This is a genomic window from Streptomyces sp. NPDC002324 (genome assembly GCF_053593335.1).
The window spans coordinates 1-16,789 of the sequence record NZ_JBSFCF010000037.1 but is presented as its reverse complement, the minus strand read 5'-3'; the positions used below and the strand labels follow the sequence as shown (position 1 = coordinate 16,789).

Genomic DNA, 16,789 nt, shown 5'->3' with positions numbered 1-16,789 from the left:
AGGTCAGGCCGGGCGCAGCCGGCCAGGGCCGCGAGGCTTACGGGGTCCCGGCCAGCGCCGCCCGAGGGGACCTGCCCTGGTGACGGAAGTGTGCGCCAAGGGCCGGGCCGGATCGCAACACGCACCCGGCGCCGACGAGCAGCGCGCGGGCCCGCACCCCGCACCGCCCTGCCCCCACGCGCCCTCAGCCCACGCCGGCCCGTCCCGGCGCGCCGGCCCGTTCCCCCGGGCGCCCGCGCTCTCGCGGTCCGGCGCCCCGTGGTGACGGCCCGCGCGGGGCCGGGAGCGTCGGTCGCCCGGAGGGGCGCAGGCCGCCGAGCCGCTCCGGCGGCACGAGGGCGGGCAGCAAGGACTCCCACACGCTGGTGACGGTCGCCGCGGCCAGCCAGCTCCGGTCCTGGCGGGAGAGCATCTCGACGCCGGCGGTGGCCGCCGTGAGCATGCGGGCGGCCTGCCGCGGGTCCAGACCGGGCAGTAATTCGCCCCGGCGGCCGGCCCGGGCGAGCACGAGCGCCACGGCCCGCCGCCAGCTCGGGTACGCGCCGGGGTGGCCGCTCCCGCCCGGCCGGCGCTCGTCGCAGAGCCGCAGACCCGCCCGGAACACGACGTCGTGCCTGATCCGGTGGGCCAGGCCGTGCGTCGTGTCGATCAGCACCTGCAGCACCGGCCCTCCGGGCGCCCTGGCCGCGCGGAGGATGATCCGCCAGTCCGCGCTCGACCGCGCCGCGACGGCCTGGGCCAGCTTCTCCTTCGAGGTGAAGTGGAAGTACAGGGCCCCTTTGGAGACCTTGGCCGTCTCCACGATGTCGCTCAGGCTCGTCGCCCCGAAGCCCTTCGTGTCGAAGCACACGGCCGCGGCCCGGACGATCTGCTCGCGCGTGCGTTCGGCTCGCTCTTGGCGTGGCATGGCCTCTCCCTCGTCACGGCGATCTCACCTCGGGCCCGCGCCAGAGTGCAGCCGGTGAACACTCCCACAATAAACCAACCGTGCGGTATATTATTGCCTCAAGCCGAGACCGCTTGCAGGACGAGACGACATGACGAAGTATAGAAAACCAACCGTCCGGTATTGTATGGTCGGTCTGTCGACGCCCAGCAGAAGGAGGGAGAGCCATGGAAGGCGTGGAGAGCGATGACCTGGCGCAGACCTGGGGAGACGTCGCGGACGACTTCGTCACCGACTTCTGCCGGCGGATGCTGGCCTCACTGAAGCGACGTGACCAGCGCACCAGAGGTGAGTGGTACGTCTCAGGACTGCTGTCCGTGCCGGGCCGCAAGTCCATGCGCGCCCTGGCCGCGGTGACCGACCACGGCGCCGCCGAACAGAGTCTGCACCACTTCATCAGTGACTCCTCCTGGGCGTGGGCACCCGTACGGCAAGCGCTCGCCCGCCATCTGGACCGGGTCCTGCTGCCGCAGGCATGGGTGATCGGCTCCATGGCCATCCCCAAGGCCGGGGCGCACTCCGTCGGGGTCGAGGAGTCCTTCCGCTTCGACCTCGGCCGGGTCGTCAACAGCCAGCAGGCCTACGGGGTCTCCCTGGCCAACGAGCAGTTGAGCGTGCCCGTCAACTGGGGCCTCAACCTGCCCGCCGAGTGGCTGGAGAACGCGGAGCGGCGACGCAGGGCCCGGATCCCGGACGACGCCACGGCCATGAGCGTGGAGGCGGGCGCGGTGCACACGGCGGCCGAACTCGCCGACGCGGCCTGGGGGTTACGGCGTCGGCCGGTCGTCCTGGACGCCCGCACCCTGGACTCCCCCGCCCTGCTGGAGGAGATCACACGCCGCGGGATCCCGTTCGTCATGCGCGTCGACGGGGCGACCCGGGTGCTCGGCTTCGACCCCGGTCAGTCCGGTTCGGGGAAACAGCTGTTCCAGGCACGGCAGTTGGTCGAGCGGGGTAAGAAGCTGTCCAAGCCGGTCTGCTGGGTCGACCCGGAGTACTCGATAACCCGGTCGGTCCTGGTGAGCGGTACCAGGGTGACCATGCCGGCCGCCCGCAGGCCGGGCATGCCCGCACAGCCCGACCAGGCGCTGACACTCGTCGGCGGATGGCCCATGCAGAAGGGCGGGTCACCCGAGCTCTGGCTGTCCAATCTGGTGGACGTGCCGCCTGCCGCGCTGCTGCGCCTGGGACGGCTGACCCGGCGGGCGAACAAGGACTTCACGGAGGTCAGCACCCGGGTCGGCATGCGCGACTTCGAAGGACGCTCCTACGCCGGCTGGCACCGCCATGTGACGCTCTGCTCCGTGGCACACGCGATCCTGGTGCTGTCCTCGGCACGCCGGCAGCGCCCCGGCGTCTCACACGAACTGTCCGCCTGAGACGGCGGGCTCGGCCTCCAGGCCGGCTCGCCGGACCAGTTCGTCATGGGCCGCGGCGCGCATCGCCGCGACCGGCACATCGGTCAGACCGGTCAGCAGCTCGATCTGCCGCTCGGCCCGGTGCAACAGCGGGGACAGTCCGTGGACGACGGTGCCGCCGACGAATCCCGCCGCCTTGGCCAGCCGGGTCGGCCAGGCCGAACACGCCGCGTCGAGGACGGCCGCGCCGGAGCGGGCGACCGTCGGGGCGAGGGCGTCGGCCGCGCCGGCCGGCAGGGTGGAGACCACCACTCCGACACCCCGGAGCAGCCGGCCCAGCTCCTCGAAGCGGTGCAGGTCGACCGCGACGCCCAGCCGTCCGGCCGCCGCCTCGGCCTCCCTGGCGTGACCGCGCTCGCGCACCACGACGACGGGCTCCCTGACCCCCACCTCCCGCAGGGCGGCCAGTGCCGCGCAGGCCGCGACTCCCCCGCCCAGCACCACGGCGGATTCCGGCGCGCCGAGCCCGGCCTGCCGTAGGGCGGCGACGATGCCGTGCACGCCGCAGTGGTCACCGAAACTCCGGCCGTCCCGCAGGACCACCGTGTCCGCGCCGCCCACGTCCAGGGCCAGGTCCGACACCTCGTCGACCAGCGGCAGGACGGCCCGCTTCAGCGGAGTGGTCAGACAGAGTCCGGCCCAGTCGTCGTCGAGCGAGTCGAACAGCGCCGGCAGGGCGGGTTCGTCGCAGTCGATCGTCTCGTAGTCCCAGCGCAGTCGCATCGCCGCGTAGGCGGCTCGATGCAGCGTGGGCGACAGGGAGCGGCCCACCGGCGATCCGAGCACCGCCACGCGGTTGCCCCTTCCGTCCGCGGGCGGCGTCCGGCCCACGGGGGTTCGGTCCGTGTACATGGATCGTTGACGCTCCTTCCGCGTCGGAGGGTGGATTTCGGATATCGGGACAGCTTAGGAGCCGGATCGCCGGGGTGGCGCGCCGACTTGACATAGACCGGCGGTGAATCGGATCGCGCACGGCCTTTTCTCCCTCCGGTGATCGGGCCGCGCTTCTGCGACCCGCAAGGTGACGAAATCGTGGCCGACTGTTCGCCGCCGCACCGGCCGTCGCGGAAGAGTCCTTTCTGCGCGGCCCGCTCATCGGTTCGCCCCGTCCGGCAGCCCCTGCGAATTGGAGTTCTGATCGTGACCAACGTCGCCGTCATCTACTACTCGTCCACCGGTCATGTGCACACGATGGCCGAGGCGGCCGCCGTGGCCGCCGAGAAGGCCGGCGCCGAGGTGCGCCTGCGCAGGGTCGAGGAGACCGCTTCGCAGTCCGTGGTCGCCGCGAGCCCGGAATGGGCCGAGCACCTCGCCGCCACCGCCGACATCGCCCGGGCGACGCTGGAGGACCTGGAATGGGCGGACGTGCTCCTGTTCGGCACACCCACCCGTTTCGGCCTGCCGGCCGCCCAGCTGAAGCAGTTCATCGACAGCACCGGCGACCTCTGGAACCAGGGCCGGCTGGTGAACAAGGTGGTCTCCTCGTTCACGTCCACCTCCACCACCCACGGCGGCCAGGAGAGCACCCTGCTGGCGCTGAACAACACCTTCTACCACTGGGGCGCCATCATCGTCGCCCCCGGTTACGCGGACCCGATCCAGTTCGCCGCCGCCAACGGCAATCCGTACGGCACCAGCCACGTCTCGCACGACACCACCGCTCCCGGCGAGGAGAAGCTGGATGCGATCGATTTCCAGGCCCGCCGCGCGGTCGAGATCGCGACGGCACTCAACATCGGCCTCAAGGCCCTCTGAGCCGAGGCCGCCACGAGCGCGGGAATTCGGTCGAGTTCCGCGAATGCCCCGCGCTCGTTCCGGGCGAACTCCGCCGATTGACGGCGGGATGACGCGAGAAGCATGAATTCCGTTGTGAGAAGCGTGAATTCCGCGAGCGTTCCGGAGCGGCCGCACGGCCTTTCCCGCCGTCGAGACCGTTGCGCCGGCGGCCCGAGCACGACCGAACGAACCGCCACGACCAGGGAGTCGGGAAGCGAGATGGCGCAGATAATCGTCGCAGGTGGCGGCATAGGCGGGCTGGCGACCGCGCTGAGCATCGCCCGCCAGGGCCACCGGGTGCTGGTGCTGGAGGGTCGCAGCGACTTCACCGAGCTGGGCGCGGGCATCCAGTTGGCGCCCAACGCGTTCCACGCGCTCGACCGGCTCGGCGTCGGCGACTCGGTCCGGGCCCGGGCCGTCCACATCGACGAGCTGTGCCTCATGGACGGGACCACGGGCAGGCGGATCGCCGGCCTGCCGCTCGACGACACGTACCGTCGGCGCTTCGGCAACCCCTACGCGGTGGTCCGGCGCGTCGACCTGTACGCACCGCTGCTGCAGGCCTGCCGGGCCTCGGCCGCCGTCCGGCTGCGCACCCGCGCCCGGGTGGCGCACTACACGCAGGACGACGCGGGCGTGACCGTGCACCTGGCCTCCGGTGAACGGGTGCGCGGCGCGGCGCTGATCGGCGCCGACGGCATCCGCTCCGCCGTGCGCGGGCAGTTGGTCGGGGACGGCGGGCCCCGGGTGTCCGGTCACACCATCTACCGCTCCGTGATCCCGATGGAGGCGGTACCCGAGGAACTGCGCTGGAACACGGTCACCCTGTGGGCCGGTCCCGACCGGCACTTCGTCCACTACCCCATCGGCAACGGCAGGTTCCTGAACCTGGCCGCCACCGTCGACGACGGGGCCACGGAGGAGGTGACGGGCACCCCCGTGTCCCGTGCCCGGGTGCTCGCCGCGTTCCCCCGGCTCGGCGAGACCCCCCGCAGGCTGCTCGGCCTCGGCGAGGACTGGCGCTCGTGGGTGCTCTGCGACCGCGACCCGGTCCGGCGGTGGACCGACCGACGGGTGGTCCTCGTCGGCGACGCGGCCCACCCCATGCTGCAGTACGCGGCCCAGGGCGCCTGCCAGACCCTGGAGGACGCGGTGGTGCTCGGTGACCTGATCGGCGCCGAGGAGGCGGACTTCGAGGGGCACTTCGAGGAGTTCGCCGACGAACGGCGCGACCGCACCGCCGCCGCCCAGCTGACCGCCCGTGAGATGGGCCGCCGGCTCTACCACGCGACCGGTGAGGCGGCCCGGCGGCGCGACGCCGTGCTGGGCGCGCTGTCCGTGCGGGACCTGCACGACCGGGTCGAGTGGCTGCACGGCGCCCGGGCCGACGCCCGGGACCCGCGCCCGGCGTACGCGGCCGGCTGATCACCGCCACCCGACAACACCTATGAGGAGACGCACCCGTATGAACATCATCAGCTGGAACGGCACCGAACCGGAGAACCCGCTGGTGCCGGGCGACGCGACCGAGCGCGACAGCGTGAAGATCGTGAACGCCCTGTTCACCGGCCTCGTCGAGTACGACCCGCACACGGCCGAACCCCGCCCGGCGGTGGCGAAGTCGATGGACTCGGCCGACTCCCGGGTCTACCGGATCACCCTGCACGAGGGATGGACGTTCCACGACGGGACCCCAGTCACCGCCGCGAGCTTCGTCGACGCCTGGAACTACACCGCCTACGGCCCGAACGGACTGCAGGGCGCCGAGTACCTCTCCCACATCCAGGGCTACGAGGCGACCCAGAGCGGATCGACGGACGAGCTGTCGGGCCTGAAGGTGATCGACGACAGCACCTTCGAGGTGACCCTGTCGGCGCCGTTCTCCGCGTTCGTGACCCAACTGGGCTACACCGCGTTCTTCCCGCTGCCGCGCGCCTTCTTCTCCGACCGCGAGGCGTTCGAGGCCCACCCGGTCGGCAACGGGCCGTTCCGCTTCGACTCGCGCACCGCCGGCGAGCACATCCTGCTGACGCGCTACGACGCCTACGCCGGAGTCCGTAAACCGCACGTCGACGGTGTGGAGTTCCGGTTCTACCGGATGCTCGAGGACGCCTACGCGGACGTGGTGGCGAACAAGCTCGACTATCTCGACTTCGTCCCGGCGGACGCGCTCGACGGTGGCCGGTACAAGGAGGAGCTGGCCGGGCGCTGCGTCTCCAAGCCGTACATGGGCGTGCAGTCGATCTCGTTCCCGATGCACGACGAGCGCTTCGGCGACCCGCGTCTGCGTCAGGCGCTCTCCATGGCCATCGACCGGCAGTACGTGATCGACAAGGCGTTCGACGGCGACAAGATGCTCCCCGACGGGCTGGTGCCGCCGATCGTGCCCGGGTACGGCGGTGGGGCCGGCGGGGAGCTGTGCACCTATCAGCCGGAGAAGGCGAGGGCGCTGTTCGAGGCGTCCGGTTTCCAGGGGCCGATCGAGCTGACCTCCAACGACGACTCGGCCAACCAGGTGTGGATCGACGCGGCCTGCGAAACGATCACCGCGGCCCTGGGTGTCGAGGCACGGTACGCGCCGGTCCCGACCTTCGGCGAGTTCCGCAAGCTGATCAACGAACGGAAGATCACCACCGTCTTCCGCTCCGGCTGGGTCGCGGACTACCCGTCCATCGAGAACTTCCTCAACCCGATCTTCCGCACGGGCGCGGCGGTCAACGGCTCCGGCTACTCCAACCCGGAGGTGGACGCGCTGCTGGCCGAGGCGGACGCGGCCCCGACCGAGCAGGAGGGCTGGGCGCTCTACCAGCAGGCGGAGGAGAAGATCCTGCAGGACATGCCGGCGATTCCGCTGTGGTACCAGAAGGTGGAGTCGGGCTGGTCCACCCGGACCAGGAACGTCACCGTCACTCCGCTGCTGCAGCTGGATCTGTTCGATGTGACGCTGGAGGACTGACCGACCGACCCCCTCGCGCGAGACCCGTCACCGCGGCCCGGCCGCGACGGCGGGCCTCTCGCCTGTCCGGGCCCGCACGCCTGGCCATCGGTCCGGGCCGCACTATCGTGGAAGGCATGGGCGATCTCGCCGGCCCGGACGACGACGGGCTTCCTCCCGACCGGACCCAGGCCATCCTCGAAGCGGCGAAGGAGGTCGCTTCGCTGCTGAAGGCCGGTGGGCACCCCTTCGCGCTGGCGGGCGGCGTCGCGGTGTACGCCCACGGCGGGCCGGGGACGCTCCAGCACGACGTCGACTTCTGTGTACTGCCGGAGGACATCGACGCGGTCACCGCCACGCTGGAGACGGCGGGGCTGGCCGTGGTCCAGCCGCCCGAGGACTGGCTGCTGAAGACCCGGAGCCAGGGCCAGGAGGTCGACCTGATCTTCCGGCCGTCCCGGGCGCCCGTCAGCCGCGCGCAGCTGGACCGGGCGCAGACGCTGTCGGTCCAGTCCGTGTGGATGCCCGTGCTCGCGGCGACGGATCTGCTCGTCGGCCGGCTCTTGGCGTTCTCCGAGCACTACTGCGACTTCGGTGCCGTGCTGCCGATCGCCCGTGCCCTGCGCGAGAAGATCGACTGGAGCCGGGTGCGGCGCGAGTGCGGTGCCGAGCCGATGCCGGCCGCCTTCCTGTACCTGCTGGAGCGCCTCGACGTGATCGAGCCGGAGGAGACCGGCGATGGCGACAGGACCTGACCACCCACCGGCCGGCGGACCGGGCGACCGTGCCGCCCGCCCGGCCGCGCACACCGAGTACCGCATCGCCCATCTGGAGGAGCGGCTCGCCCGGAGCGATCTGGCCGAACTCGGGATGCGGATCGAGGCGCGCGGCGACGCCGTGCACATCACCGGTACGGCGTCCACCGCGGCCGATCGCGACACCGTCCTGCGCATCGCGGCGGAGGAACTGCCGGGAGTGGCCCTGCGGGCGGACATCGCGCTGGCCGACGTCACCGCGCCCGACCACCGTCCCGAGGAGCTGTCGTGATCCGCGTCGCGGCCGTCGGGGACATCCATCTGGGGCCGGACAGCCGCGGTCTGCTGCGCCCGGCCTTCGACACCCTGCCCGACCACGCCGACCTGCTGCTGCTCGCCGGTGACCTCACCCGCCACGGCACACCGGACGAGGCCCGCGTCGTCGCCGGCGAGGTGGCGGGACTGCCGGTGCCCGTGATCGCCGTCCTCGGCAACCACGACCACCACGCCGAGCGGCCCGAGGACGTGACGGCCGTGCTGCGGGACGCGGGCGTGACCGTCCTGGAGGGTGAGGGGACCGTCGTCCGGGTCGACGGCGTACGGGTCGGGGTCGCCGGGACGAAGGGGTTCGGCGGCGGTTTCGCCGGGCGCAGCGGCAGCGAGTTCGGCGAACCGGAGATGAAGGCATTCGTCCGCCACACCCGGGGGCTCGCGGACGGGCTGCGCCGGGCCCTCGACGCGTTGGCGCGGGACGGCTGCGCGGTGCGGATCGCGCTCACCCACTTCTCCCCCGTACCGGACACGCTCGTCGGTGAGCCGCTGGAGATCTACCCCTTCCTCGGCAGCTATCTGCTGGCCGAGGCGATGGACGAGTCCGGCGCCGACCTCGCCGTCCACGGCCATGCCCACCTGGGCACCGAGCACGGCATCACGAGCGGTGGGGTGCGGGTGCGCAATGTCGCCCAGCCGGTCATCCGGCGCGCCTTCGCGGTGTACCGGCTGCCGGTGCACCCGCCGCGCACCACGCGGCCGGAGGGTCCGTAACGGCCGCTGCCCCGGCCGGGGGACGGCGGCCCCGGCCCCTCGCGCGGCACCCGTGGTGTGCCCCGGGGCCGGGTCACCGTCCCCCGGACACCGAGGTGGACGGCCGGACGGGATGCCCTGGACGCCCTGGCGGCGGGGACGGGGGACGGCGGCGGGAGCCGTCCTGCCGCCGGCGACCGGCTGCGGGTCGGTCGACCGGCGGCGTACGGCGGCAGAGCCGGCAGTCCGAGTACCTGCCGTTCTTCCTCCGTCTCCTGCTCACGGTCTGGCTGGTGCGGCGCGGTTCGCCGGAGTCCGAGCACCCGGACAGCATCGGTAGCGAGTGGGACGAGGAGCAGCGGGTGGGGCCGCGCGCCCGCCCCGCGTCGAGCACGGGTGTGGCGGCCTACGACGAGGAGCGGCTGAGGGGGCTTCAGGCGCCCGACTCCTGGAGGGAGTACGTCCTCTCGGCCGGTCCTACACGGCGCCGACCGGCGCCTCCACCTCGGGCTCCGCCGTCTTCTCGAACTGCGTCCGGTACAGCTCCGCGTACCGCCCGTCCGCCGCCAGCAGCTCCTCGTGCCGGCCGCGTTCCACGATCCGGCCGGCCTCGACCACGAGGATCTGGTCGGCCGTCCGTACGGTCGACAGACGATGGGCGATGACCACGGCCGTCCTCCCCTCCAGTGCCTCCGTGAGGGCCTCCTGGACCGCTGCCTCCGAGGTGTTGTCGAGGTGGGCGGTGGCCTCGTCGAGGATGACGACGCGCTGGCGGGCCAGGAGCAGCCGGGCGATGGTCATGCGCTGGCGTTCGCCGCCGGAGAGCCGGTAGCCGCGTTCGCCGACGACGGTGTCGAGGGCGTCGGGCAGGGCGCGGACGAGGTCGTCGAGGCGGGCCCGGCGCAGGACGTCCCACAGGTCGTCGTCCGTGGCGTCGGGGCGGGCCAGGAGCAGGTTGGCCCGCACGGTGTCGTGGAAGAGGTGGCCGTCCTGGGTGACCATGCCGAGGGTGCCGCGCAGCGACGCCGCGCTGAGGTCGCGCACGTCGATGCCGCCGACGCGGACGGCCCCCGCGTCCGTGTCGTACAGCCGGGGCAGCAGTTGGGCGACGGTCGACTTGCCGGCGCCGGAGGAACCGACGAGGGCGACGGTCTGGCCGGGTTCGGCGCGGAAGGAGACGCCGTGCAGGACCTCGGTGCCGCCCCGGGTGTCGAGGGAGGCCACCTCCTCCAGGGAGGCGAGGGAGACCTTGTCGGCGGACGGGTAGCCGAAGCGGACGTCGTCGAACTCCACGGCCACCGGGCCCTCGGGCACCTCGCGGGCGTCCGGTTTCTCCTCGATGAGCGGCTTGAGGTCCAGTACCTCGAAGACGCGCTCGAAGCTCACCAGGGCGCTCATGATCTCCACGCGTGCCCCGGCCAGCGCGGTCAGGGGCGCGTACAGCCGGGTCAGCAGCAGTGCCAGGGACACGATCGCGCCCGCGTCCAGGGTGCCGCGCAGCGCGAACCAGCCGCCGAGGCCGTACACCAGGGCGAGCGCGAGGGCCGAGACGAGGGTGAGGGCGGTGATGAACGCCGACTGCGCCATCGCCGTACGGATGCCGATGTCCCGGACCCGGGCGGCGCGTTCGGCGAACTCGGCGGACTCGTCGTCCGGCCGTCCGAACAGCTTGACGAGGGTGGCGCCGGGCGCCGAGAAGCGCTCGGTCATCCGGGTGCCCATCGCCGCGTTGAGGTCGGCCGCCTCCCGCTGGAGCCGGGCCATCCGGCGGCCCATGCGGCGGGCGGGGATCACGAAGACGGGCAGCAGGACGAGGGAGAGGAGGGTGATCTGCCAGGAGAGCGTGAGCATGACGGCGAGGGTGAGCAGCAGGGTGACCAGGTTGCTCACCACTCCGGACAGGGTGTTGCTGAAGGCCCGTTGGGCGCCGATGACGTCGTTGTTGAGACGACTGACGAGCGCTCCCGTACGAGTACGTGTGAAGAACGCGACCGGCATGCGCTGCACATGATCGAAGACAGCGGTCCGCAGATCGAGGATGAGTCCCTCGCCGAGCGTCGCGGACAGGCGGCGGCCGAGCAGTCCGAGCGCCGCTTCGGCGACCGCGATGAGGGCGATGAGCACGGCAAGGCGGACGACGCGTGTCTCGTCACCGTCGGACACGATCACGTCCACGACGCTCCCCGCGAGCACCGGCGTCGCCACGGCGAGCAGCGCGGTCACGACACTGAGGGCGACGAACCACGCGATACGGCGACGATGTGGACGGGCGAAGGCGCCGATACGCCGTAGCGTCGCGCGGGCGAAGGGGCGGCTGTGCTGCCGGGCGGTCATCAGGCCCTGCAGCTGGGTCCAGGCGGTGGTCTCCATACTCATACGAAGGACGCTAGGACCTCGACCTAGCTTGAGGTCAAGCCGGGGACGGCGTACGCCGGGGCGTGGTGGGGACGGTGGGCCCGGGCGCGGTGAAGTCCGCCGCCGGTCGACCGCCGTCCGCGCGCCCGCAACCCCCTGTTGGCCGGGCACGGAGAACCTCTCCCGGTGTGACAGCGATACCACTCCCCCGACGCCCGGCCGGGCGGGTACCGGTACGGCGGATCCTCTGCCTGCTGCCCCTCGCCCTGGTGCTGGTGGTCGCGGTGCGGCACCGTGACGTTCTCGTCGAGGGTCTCGCCCATCTGGCGTCGGCACGCCGGCCCTGGCTGGCCGCGGCGGTCGGCGCGACCTGCCTGACGTGGGTGGCGGCGGCCGTGACCCGGCAGGGGGCGCTCGTGGAGCGGCTGCCGGCGGGGCGGTTGCTGGCCACCCAGTTCGCGGCGGGCGCGGCGAACCATCTGCTGCCGACCGGGCTGGGCGCGAGCGCGGTGAACCTGCGGTTCATGACGGTGTGCGGGGTGTCGCTGCCCCGCTCCTCGGCGGCGCTCGCGCTGTATGTGCTCGCCGAGTCCGTCGCCCGCGTCGGCCTGCTGCTGGCCCTGCTGCTGGCGTTCCCCAGGGCGCTGCGGCTCGGACCGCTCCTTCCTGCCGGTACGTCTGCTCCCCTGCTGGTCACGGCGGTTGCCGTCGCGTGCGCCGCCGTGGCCGTGGTGCTGCTCGTACGACGCCTGCGCGCGGCCGTGTTCGGCTTCGTGCGCACGGCGCTGGGCGAGGCCCGTGCGGTGCACACCCGGCCGGCGCGTGTCCTGGCGCTCTGGGGAGGTTCGCTCGCGTTCCCGGCCCTCCAGGCGGGCGTACTGGTCAGCGTGGGGCTGGCGTTGGGGCTTCGCGTGCCGGTGGCGCACATGGCACTCGCCTATCTCGCGGCCACGGTCGCGGTCGCCGTCGTACCGACTCCGGGCGGTCTCGGCACCGTGGAGGCCGCACTCGTGGTCGCCCTGGTCGCGGCCGGCGGCCCGCTCGCCGTGGCGACGGCGGTGGTGCTGACGTTCCGGGTCATCACGGTCTGGCTCCCCCTGCTGCCGGGCGCGCTGACGCTCGGCGCGCTGGTCCGGCTGAAGGTGATCTGACGTGGGGTGAGACAGGGGGGCGAGGGGCCGGATGCCGGCCGAGGGGGCCCGGGGGCGGATGCGGGCGATCCCGGAACGGGAGGGTGGCCGTACCGCGGTGCACATCCGGACATTCCCGGGGACGCGGGGCCGGTCGTCGGCCGATCCGCGCAGGTCCGGTGCCGATCAGTCGTGCGGATACGGCAGGATGAGCGGTCGCGCCCGACGTCGTACACGCGTCCGGGCAGGCGCTGATCGTGCATCTCGATTTCGAGCAGGTGGCAAGGTGACGACACATCACATACGGCTCTGGAGCCGCTCCCCGCGTCCCTCGGGAGGCGGCCGATGACCCGGGCCCTCACCCTCGACGACTACCTCGTGGCCGGAATCACCCTGGCCGCGGGCCTGTTGGCCGCGTTCCTGCTGCGGCTGCTGCTGCGCTGGCTCGGCGGTCACGCCACGAAGACCCGCTGGGGCGGCGACGACGTCATCGTCGACACACTGCGCTCCCTCGTCCCCTGGAGCGCGTTCGTCGGCGGCGCGGCGGCCGCGGCGGCGGTGCTGCCGCTGACGAAGACCGTGCAGCACAACGTGAACCAGTCCCTGACGGTTCTGTTCATCCTGGTCGCCACGATCACGTCGGCCCGGGTGATCGCCGGTCTGGTGCGCTCGCTCGCCCAGTCCCGGGCCGGGGTCGCGGGTTCGGTCACGATCTTCGTGAACATCACCCGGGTCACGGTCCTCGCCATCGGCTGCCTGGTGATCCTGCAGACCCTGGGCATCCCGGTCGCCCCGCTGGTCACCGCACTGGGCGTCGGCGGTCTCGCGGTGGCGCTGGCCCTTCAGGACACCCTCGCCAACCTCTTCGCGGGCATCCACATCCTCGCCTCGAAGACGGTCCAGCCGGGTGACTACATCAAGCTGAGCAGCGGCGAGGAGGGCTATGTCGTCGACATCAACTGGCGGCAGACGACGATCAAGTCGCTCTCCAACAACCTGGTGATCATCCCCAACGGCCAGCTCGCCGGCACGAACATGACGAACTTCAACCAGCCCGAGCAGGACATGACCCTGCTCGTGCAGGTGGGCGTCGGCTACGACAGCGATCTGGAGCATGTCGAGCGGGTCACCAACGAGGTCATCGCCGAGACCATGAAGGAGGTCGACGGCGCGGTCCCCGACCACGAGCCCGCCGTCCGCTTCCACACCTTCGGCGACTCGCGCATCGGGATGACCGTGATCCTCGGGGTCGGGGAGTTCAGCGACCAGTACCGGATCAAGCACGAGTTCATCAAGCGGCTGCACAAGCGCTATCGCGCCGAGGGCATCAGCGTGCCCGTGCCGCGCCGCGCGATCACCCTCCAGACGGGCGGCGGCAGCGTGGAGATCCCCCACCAGCGGGAGTCCTCGGTCGAGGTCGCCCCGTAGCCGCGCGCTTCCCCGCGCCCCTCTTCAGGGGCGCGGGGAACTGCGCGACCGGGGTCCGGGGCGGAGCCCCGAGTCCTTGACGGGGGCGAGAAAGATTGGTGGTGAGCCCCCGCACACACCGACCCCTGTCGAGTCCCTCCCCCGCACGAGATATCTTGATGTCGAGCAATGTTGCAGACGTGGAGCGGAGCACCCGGTGACTGACTCGACCATCATCTACACGCACACTGACGAGGCGCCCGCCCTGGCGACCCACTCGTTCCTGCCCGTGATCAAGGCGTACGCCTCGCAGGCCGGCGTATCCGTCGAGACCCGTGACATCTCGCTGGCCGGACGCATCATCGCCGTCTTCCCGGAGTACCTGGAGGAAGGGCAGCGCATCCCCGACGCCCTCTCCGAACTGGGCGAACTGGCGAAGACGCCCGCGGCGAACATCATCAAGCTGCCGAACATCTCGGCGTCGATCCCCCAGCTCAAGGCCGCCGTCGCGGAGCTGCAGAGCCAGGGCTACGCGCTGCCGGACTACCCGGACGACCCGAAGTCCGACGAGGAGCGCGAGATCCGCGCCCGTTACGACAAGATCAAGGGTTCCGCCGTGAACCCGGTCCTGCGTGAGGGCAACTCCGACCGCCGCGCCCCCGCCTCGGTCAAGAACTACGCCAAGACCCACCCGCACCGCATGGGCGCCTGGTCCGCCGACTCCAAGACGAACGTCGCGACCATGGGCGAGAACGACTTCCGCTCCACCGAGAAGTCCGCGGTGATCTCCAAGGCCGGTTCGCTGCGGATCGAGCTGGTCGGCGACGACGGCTCCACCACCGTGCTGCGCGAGTCCGTACCCGTCCTGGCCGGCGAGGTCGTCGACGCCTCCGTGATGCGCGTCGCGGCGCTCCGCGAGTTCCTGACCGCGCAGGTCGCCCGCGCCAAGGCGGAGGGCGTGCTGTTCTCCGTGCACCTCAAGGCCACGATGATGAAGGTCTCCGACCCGATCGTCTTCGGTCACGTGGTGCGCGCGTACTTCCCGAAGACCTTCGCGAAGTACGGCGAGACGCTGGCCGCGGCCGGCCTCTCCCCCAACGACGGTCTGGGCGGCATCCACAAGGGCCTGGAGGCCCTGCCGGAGGGCGCCGAGATCAGGGCCTCCTTCGACGCCGAGCTGGCCGAGGGCCCGGCGCTGGCGATGGTCGACTCCGACAAGGGCATCACCAACCTGCACGTGCCGTCCGACGTCATCGTCGACGCCTCGATGCCGGCCATGATCCGCACGTCCGGCCACATGTGGGGCCCGGACGGCCAGGAGGCCGACACCCTCGCGGTCCTGCCGGACTCCTCCTACGCCGGCGTCTACCAGGTCGCGATCGACGACTGCCGCGCCAACGGCGCCTACGACCCGTCGACCATGGGCTCGGTCCCGAACGTCGGCCTCATGGCGCAGAAGGCCGAGGAGTACGGCTCCCACGACAAGACCTTCGAGATCGCGACCACCGGAACGGTCCGCCTCGTCGACCAGGCCGGCGACGTGGTGATCGAGCAGGCGGTCTCGGCCGGTGACATCTTCCGCGCCTGCCAGACCAAGGACGACCCGATCCGCGACTGGGTGAAGCTGGCCGTCACCCGTGCCCGCGCCACCGGCGACCCGGCGGTGTTCTGGCTGGACGCCACCCGCGCACACGACGCCAACCTGATCGCCAAGGTCGAGCAGTACCTGCCGGAGCACGACACCGAGGGCCTGGACATCCGGATCCTCGCCCCGGTCGAGGCCACCAAGCTGTCGGTGGAGCGCATCCGCCGCGGCGAGAACACGATCTCGGTGACCGGCAACGTGCTGCGTGACTACCTCACCGACCTGTTCCCGATCCTGGAGCTGGGCACCAGCGCCAAGATGCTGTCGGTCGTCCCGCTGATGGCGGGCGGCGGCCTCTTCGAGACGGGCGCCGGCGGCTCCGCCCCGAAGCACGTCCAGCAGCTGGTCAAGGAGGACTACCTGCGCTGGGACTCCCTGGGCGAGTTCTTCGCCCTGGTCCCGTCCCTGGAGCAGTACGCCGAGGCCACCGGCAACACCCGCGCCAAGGTCCTCGCCGACACCCTCGACCGCGCCACGGCGACCTTCCTCAACGAGGACAAGTCCCCCTCGCGTCGCGTCGGCGGCATCGACAACCGCGGCAGCCACTTCTACCTGTCCCTGTACTGGGCCCAGGAACTGGCCGCGCAGACCGACGACGCCGACCTGGCCAAGGCCTTCGCCCCGCTCGCCGAGACCCTCACGGCGAACGAGCGGAAGATCGTGGACGAGCTGATCGCCGTCCAGGGCAAGCCGGCCGACATCGGCGGCTACTACCAGCCCGACCCGGCCAAGGCCGCCGCGGTCATGCGCCCGTCGGCCACGTGGAACGAGGCGCTGGCGAACTTCGCCTGAGCCCACGCCCACGCATGACGCCGACCCCGGCCGGGATCAGTCCCGGCCGGGGTCGGCTGTTTTCCCCCGGGTCCCGCGATCAGCCGGTGCCGAGGGCCGTGCGCAGAGTGGCGATCGCCTGGCCGATGGCGGCCTCGGCTGCGTGCGTCCCCCGCAGGGCGTCGAGCATGACGAAGTCGTGGATGATGCCCTGGTACCGCACGGCGGTCACCGGCACCCCGGCCTCGCGCAGCTTGTTCGCGTACGCCTCGCCCTCGTCGCGCAGCACGTCGGCCTCGGCGGTGATCACGAGGGCCGGGGGCAGCCCCGTGAGCTGCTCGGGGGTGGCGCGCAGCGGTGAGGCGGTGATCTCGGCGCGCTGCTCCTCGCTGGTCGTGTACTGGTCCCAGAACCACCGCATCGCGTCGCGGCGCAGGAAGTAGCCCTCGGCGAACCGGTGGTAGGAGCCGGTGTCGAAGGAGGCGTCGGTCACCGGGTAGAAGAGGATCTGGTGGACCAGCGGGACGTCGCCCCGCTCCTTGGCCATCAGGGTCAGCGCGGCGGTCATGTTGCCGCCCACGGAGTCACCGGCCACGGCGATGCGCTCGGCGTCCAGCTGGTGGCCGGC

General features: G+C 71.9%; 14 protein-coding genes and 1 pseudogene. 11 read left to right on the top strand and 4 right to left on the bottom strand.

Going from position 1 to position 16,789, the window contains the following annotated elements; all coding sequences use genetic code 11:
* Positions 1 to 184: 184 nt before the first annotated feature.
* The gene (locus ACWCRJ_RS34815; protein ID WP_450943023.1) at positions 185 to 907 is read right to left on the bottom strand and encodes a ScbR family autoregulator-binding transcription factor; all 723 of its coding nucleotides are present in this window, start codon (positions 905 to 907) and stop codon (positions 185 to 187) included.
* Between the two features lie 206 nt (positions 908 to 1,113).
* On the opposite strand from ACWCRJ_RS34815, the gene ACWCRJ_RS34810 reads away from it, so the two are divergent.
* A complete protein-coding gene (locus ACWCRJ_RS34810) occupies positions 1,114 to 2,325 on the top strand; it encodes an IS701 family transposase (RefSeq protein WP_450943022.1) in 1,212 nt (403 codons plus the stop codon).
* Here ACWCRJ_RS34810 and ACWCRJ_RS34805 read toward each other — a convergent pair.
* Positions 2,305 to 3,216 (bottom strand): shikimate dehydrogenase, encoded by a 912-nt coding sequence (locus tag ACWCRJ_RS34805; RefSeq protein ID WP_450943021.1) that lies wholly within the window; start codon positions 3,214 to 3,216, stop codon positions 2,305 to 2,307. The two genes, ACWCRJ_RS34810 and ACWCRJ_RS34805, sit on opposite strands and share 21 nt — an antisense overlap.
* A gap of 288 nt (positions 3,217 to 3,504) precedes the next feature.
* Between ACWCRJ_RS34805 and wrbA the strand changes: the two genes are divergently transcribed.
* The 7 genes and pseudogenes from wrbA to ACWCRJ_RS34770 all read left to right on the top strand — a co-directional run.
* Positions 3,505 to 4,119 carry an NAD(P)H:quinone oxidoreductase gene (wrbA, locus tag ACWCRJ_RS34800; RefSeq protein ID WP_450943020.1) on the top strand — a complete coding sequence of 205 codons (615 nt, stop codon included), beginning with the start codon at positions 3,505 to 3,507 and terminating at the stop codon, positions 4,117 to 4,119.
* A 240-nt stretch (positions 4,120 to 4,359) separates the two neighbouring features.
* Positions 4,360 to 5,565 (top strand): 3-hydroxybenzoate 6-monooxygenase, encoded by a 1,206-nt coding sequence (locus ACWCRJ_RS34795; RefSeq protein WP_450943019.1) that lies wholly within the window; start codon positions 4,360 to 4,362, stop codon positions 5,563 to 5,565.
* A 40-nt stretch (positions 5,566 to 5,605) separates the two neighbouring features.
* The gene (locus tag ACWCRJ_RS34790; RefSeq protein WP_450943018.1) at positions 5,606 to 7,096 is read left to right on the top strand and encodes a peptide ABC transporter substrate-binding protein; all 1,491 of its coding nucleotides are present in this window, start codon (positions 5,606 to 5,608) and stop codon (positions 7,094 to 7,096) included.
* Positions 7,097 to 7,212: 116 nt separating this feature from the next.
* Positions 7,213 to 7,830, top strand: a complete 618-nt coding sequence (locus ACWCRJ_RS34785) for a nucleotidyltransferase family protein (RefSeq protein ID WP_450943017.1) — start codon at positions 7,213 to 7,215, stop codon at positions 7,828 to 7,830.
* Positions 7,814 to 8,122, top strand: a complete 309-nt coding sequence (locus tag ACWCRJ_RS34780; RefSeq protein WP_450943016.1) for a BON domain-containing protein — start codon at positions 7,814 to 7,816, stop codon at positions 8,120 to 8,122. Before ACWCRJ_RS34785 ends, ACWCRJ_RS34780 begins: the two co-directional genes overlap by 17 nt.
* Positions 8,119 to 8,874, top strand: coding sequence for a metallophosphoesterase family protein (locus ACWCRJ_RS34775; RefSeq protein ID WP_450943015.1), 756 nt, complete (start codon positions 8,119 to 8,121; stop codon positions 8,872 to 8,874). Before ACWCRJ_RS34780 ends, ACWCRJ_RS34775 begins: the two co-directional genes overlap by 4 nt.
* 95 nt (positions 8,875 to 8,969) lie before the next feature.
* Positions 8,970 to 9,233 (top strand): annotated as a pseudogene (locus tag ACWCRJ_RS34770) (DUF6766 family protein); the annotation flags it as partial.
* A 97-nt stretch (positions 9,234 to 9,330) separates the two neighbouring features.
* On the opposite strand, the gene ACWCRJ_RS34765 reads toward ACWCRJ_RS34770, so the two are convergent.
* On the bottom strand, positions 9,331 to 11,223 hold the full coding sequence (locus ACWCRJ_RS34765; RefSeq protein WP_450943077.1) for an ABC transporter ATP-binding protein: 1,893 nt from the start codon (positions 11,221 to 11,223) through the stop codon (positions 9,331 to 9,333).
* A gap of 173 nt (positions 11,224 to 11,396) precedes the next feature.
* Here ACWCRJ_RS34765 and ACWCRJ_RS34760 point away from each other — a divergent pair, with 173 nt between their 5' ends.
* From ACWCRJ_RS34760 to ACWCRJ_RS34750, 3 genes are all read left to right on the top strand, one after another.
* Positions 11,397 to 12,359, top strand: coding sequence for a lysylphosphatidylglycerol synthase transmembrane domain-containing protein (locus ACWCRJ_RS34760; RefSeq protein WP_450943014.1), 963 nt, complete (start codon positions 11,397 to 11,399; stop codon positions 12,357 to 12,359).
* Positions 12,360 to 12,683: 324 nt separating this feature from the next.
* Entirely contained in the window at positions 12,684 to 13,766 is a 1,083-nt protein-coding gene (locus ACWCRJ_RS34755; protein ID WP_450943013.1) for a mechanosensitive ion channel family protein, read from the top strand.
* Positions 13,767 to 13,962: 196 nt separating this feature from the next.
* Positions 13,963 to 16,182 (top strand): NADP-dependent isocitrate dehydrogenase, encoded by a 2,220-nt coding sequence (locus ACWCRJ_RS34750; protein WP_450943012.1) that lies wholly within the window; start codon positions 13,963 to 13,965, stop codon positions 16,180 to 16,182.
* Between the two features lie 79 nt (positions 16,183 to 16,261).
* Here ACWCRJ_RS34750 and ACWCRJ_RS34745 read toward each other — a convergent pair.
* The coding region (locus ACWCRJ_RS34745) for an alpha/beta hydrolase (protein WP_450943011.1) at positions 16,262 to 16,789 on the bottom strand (528 nt) is incomplete at its 5' end.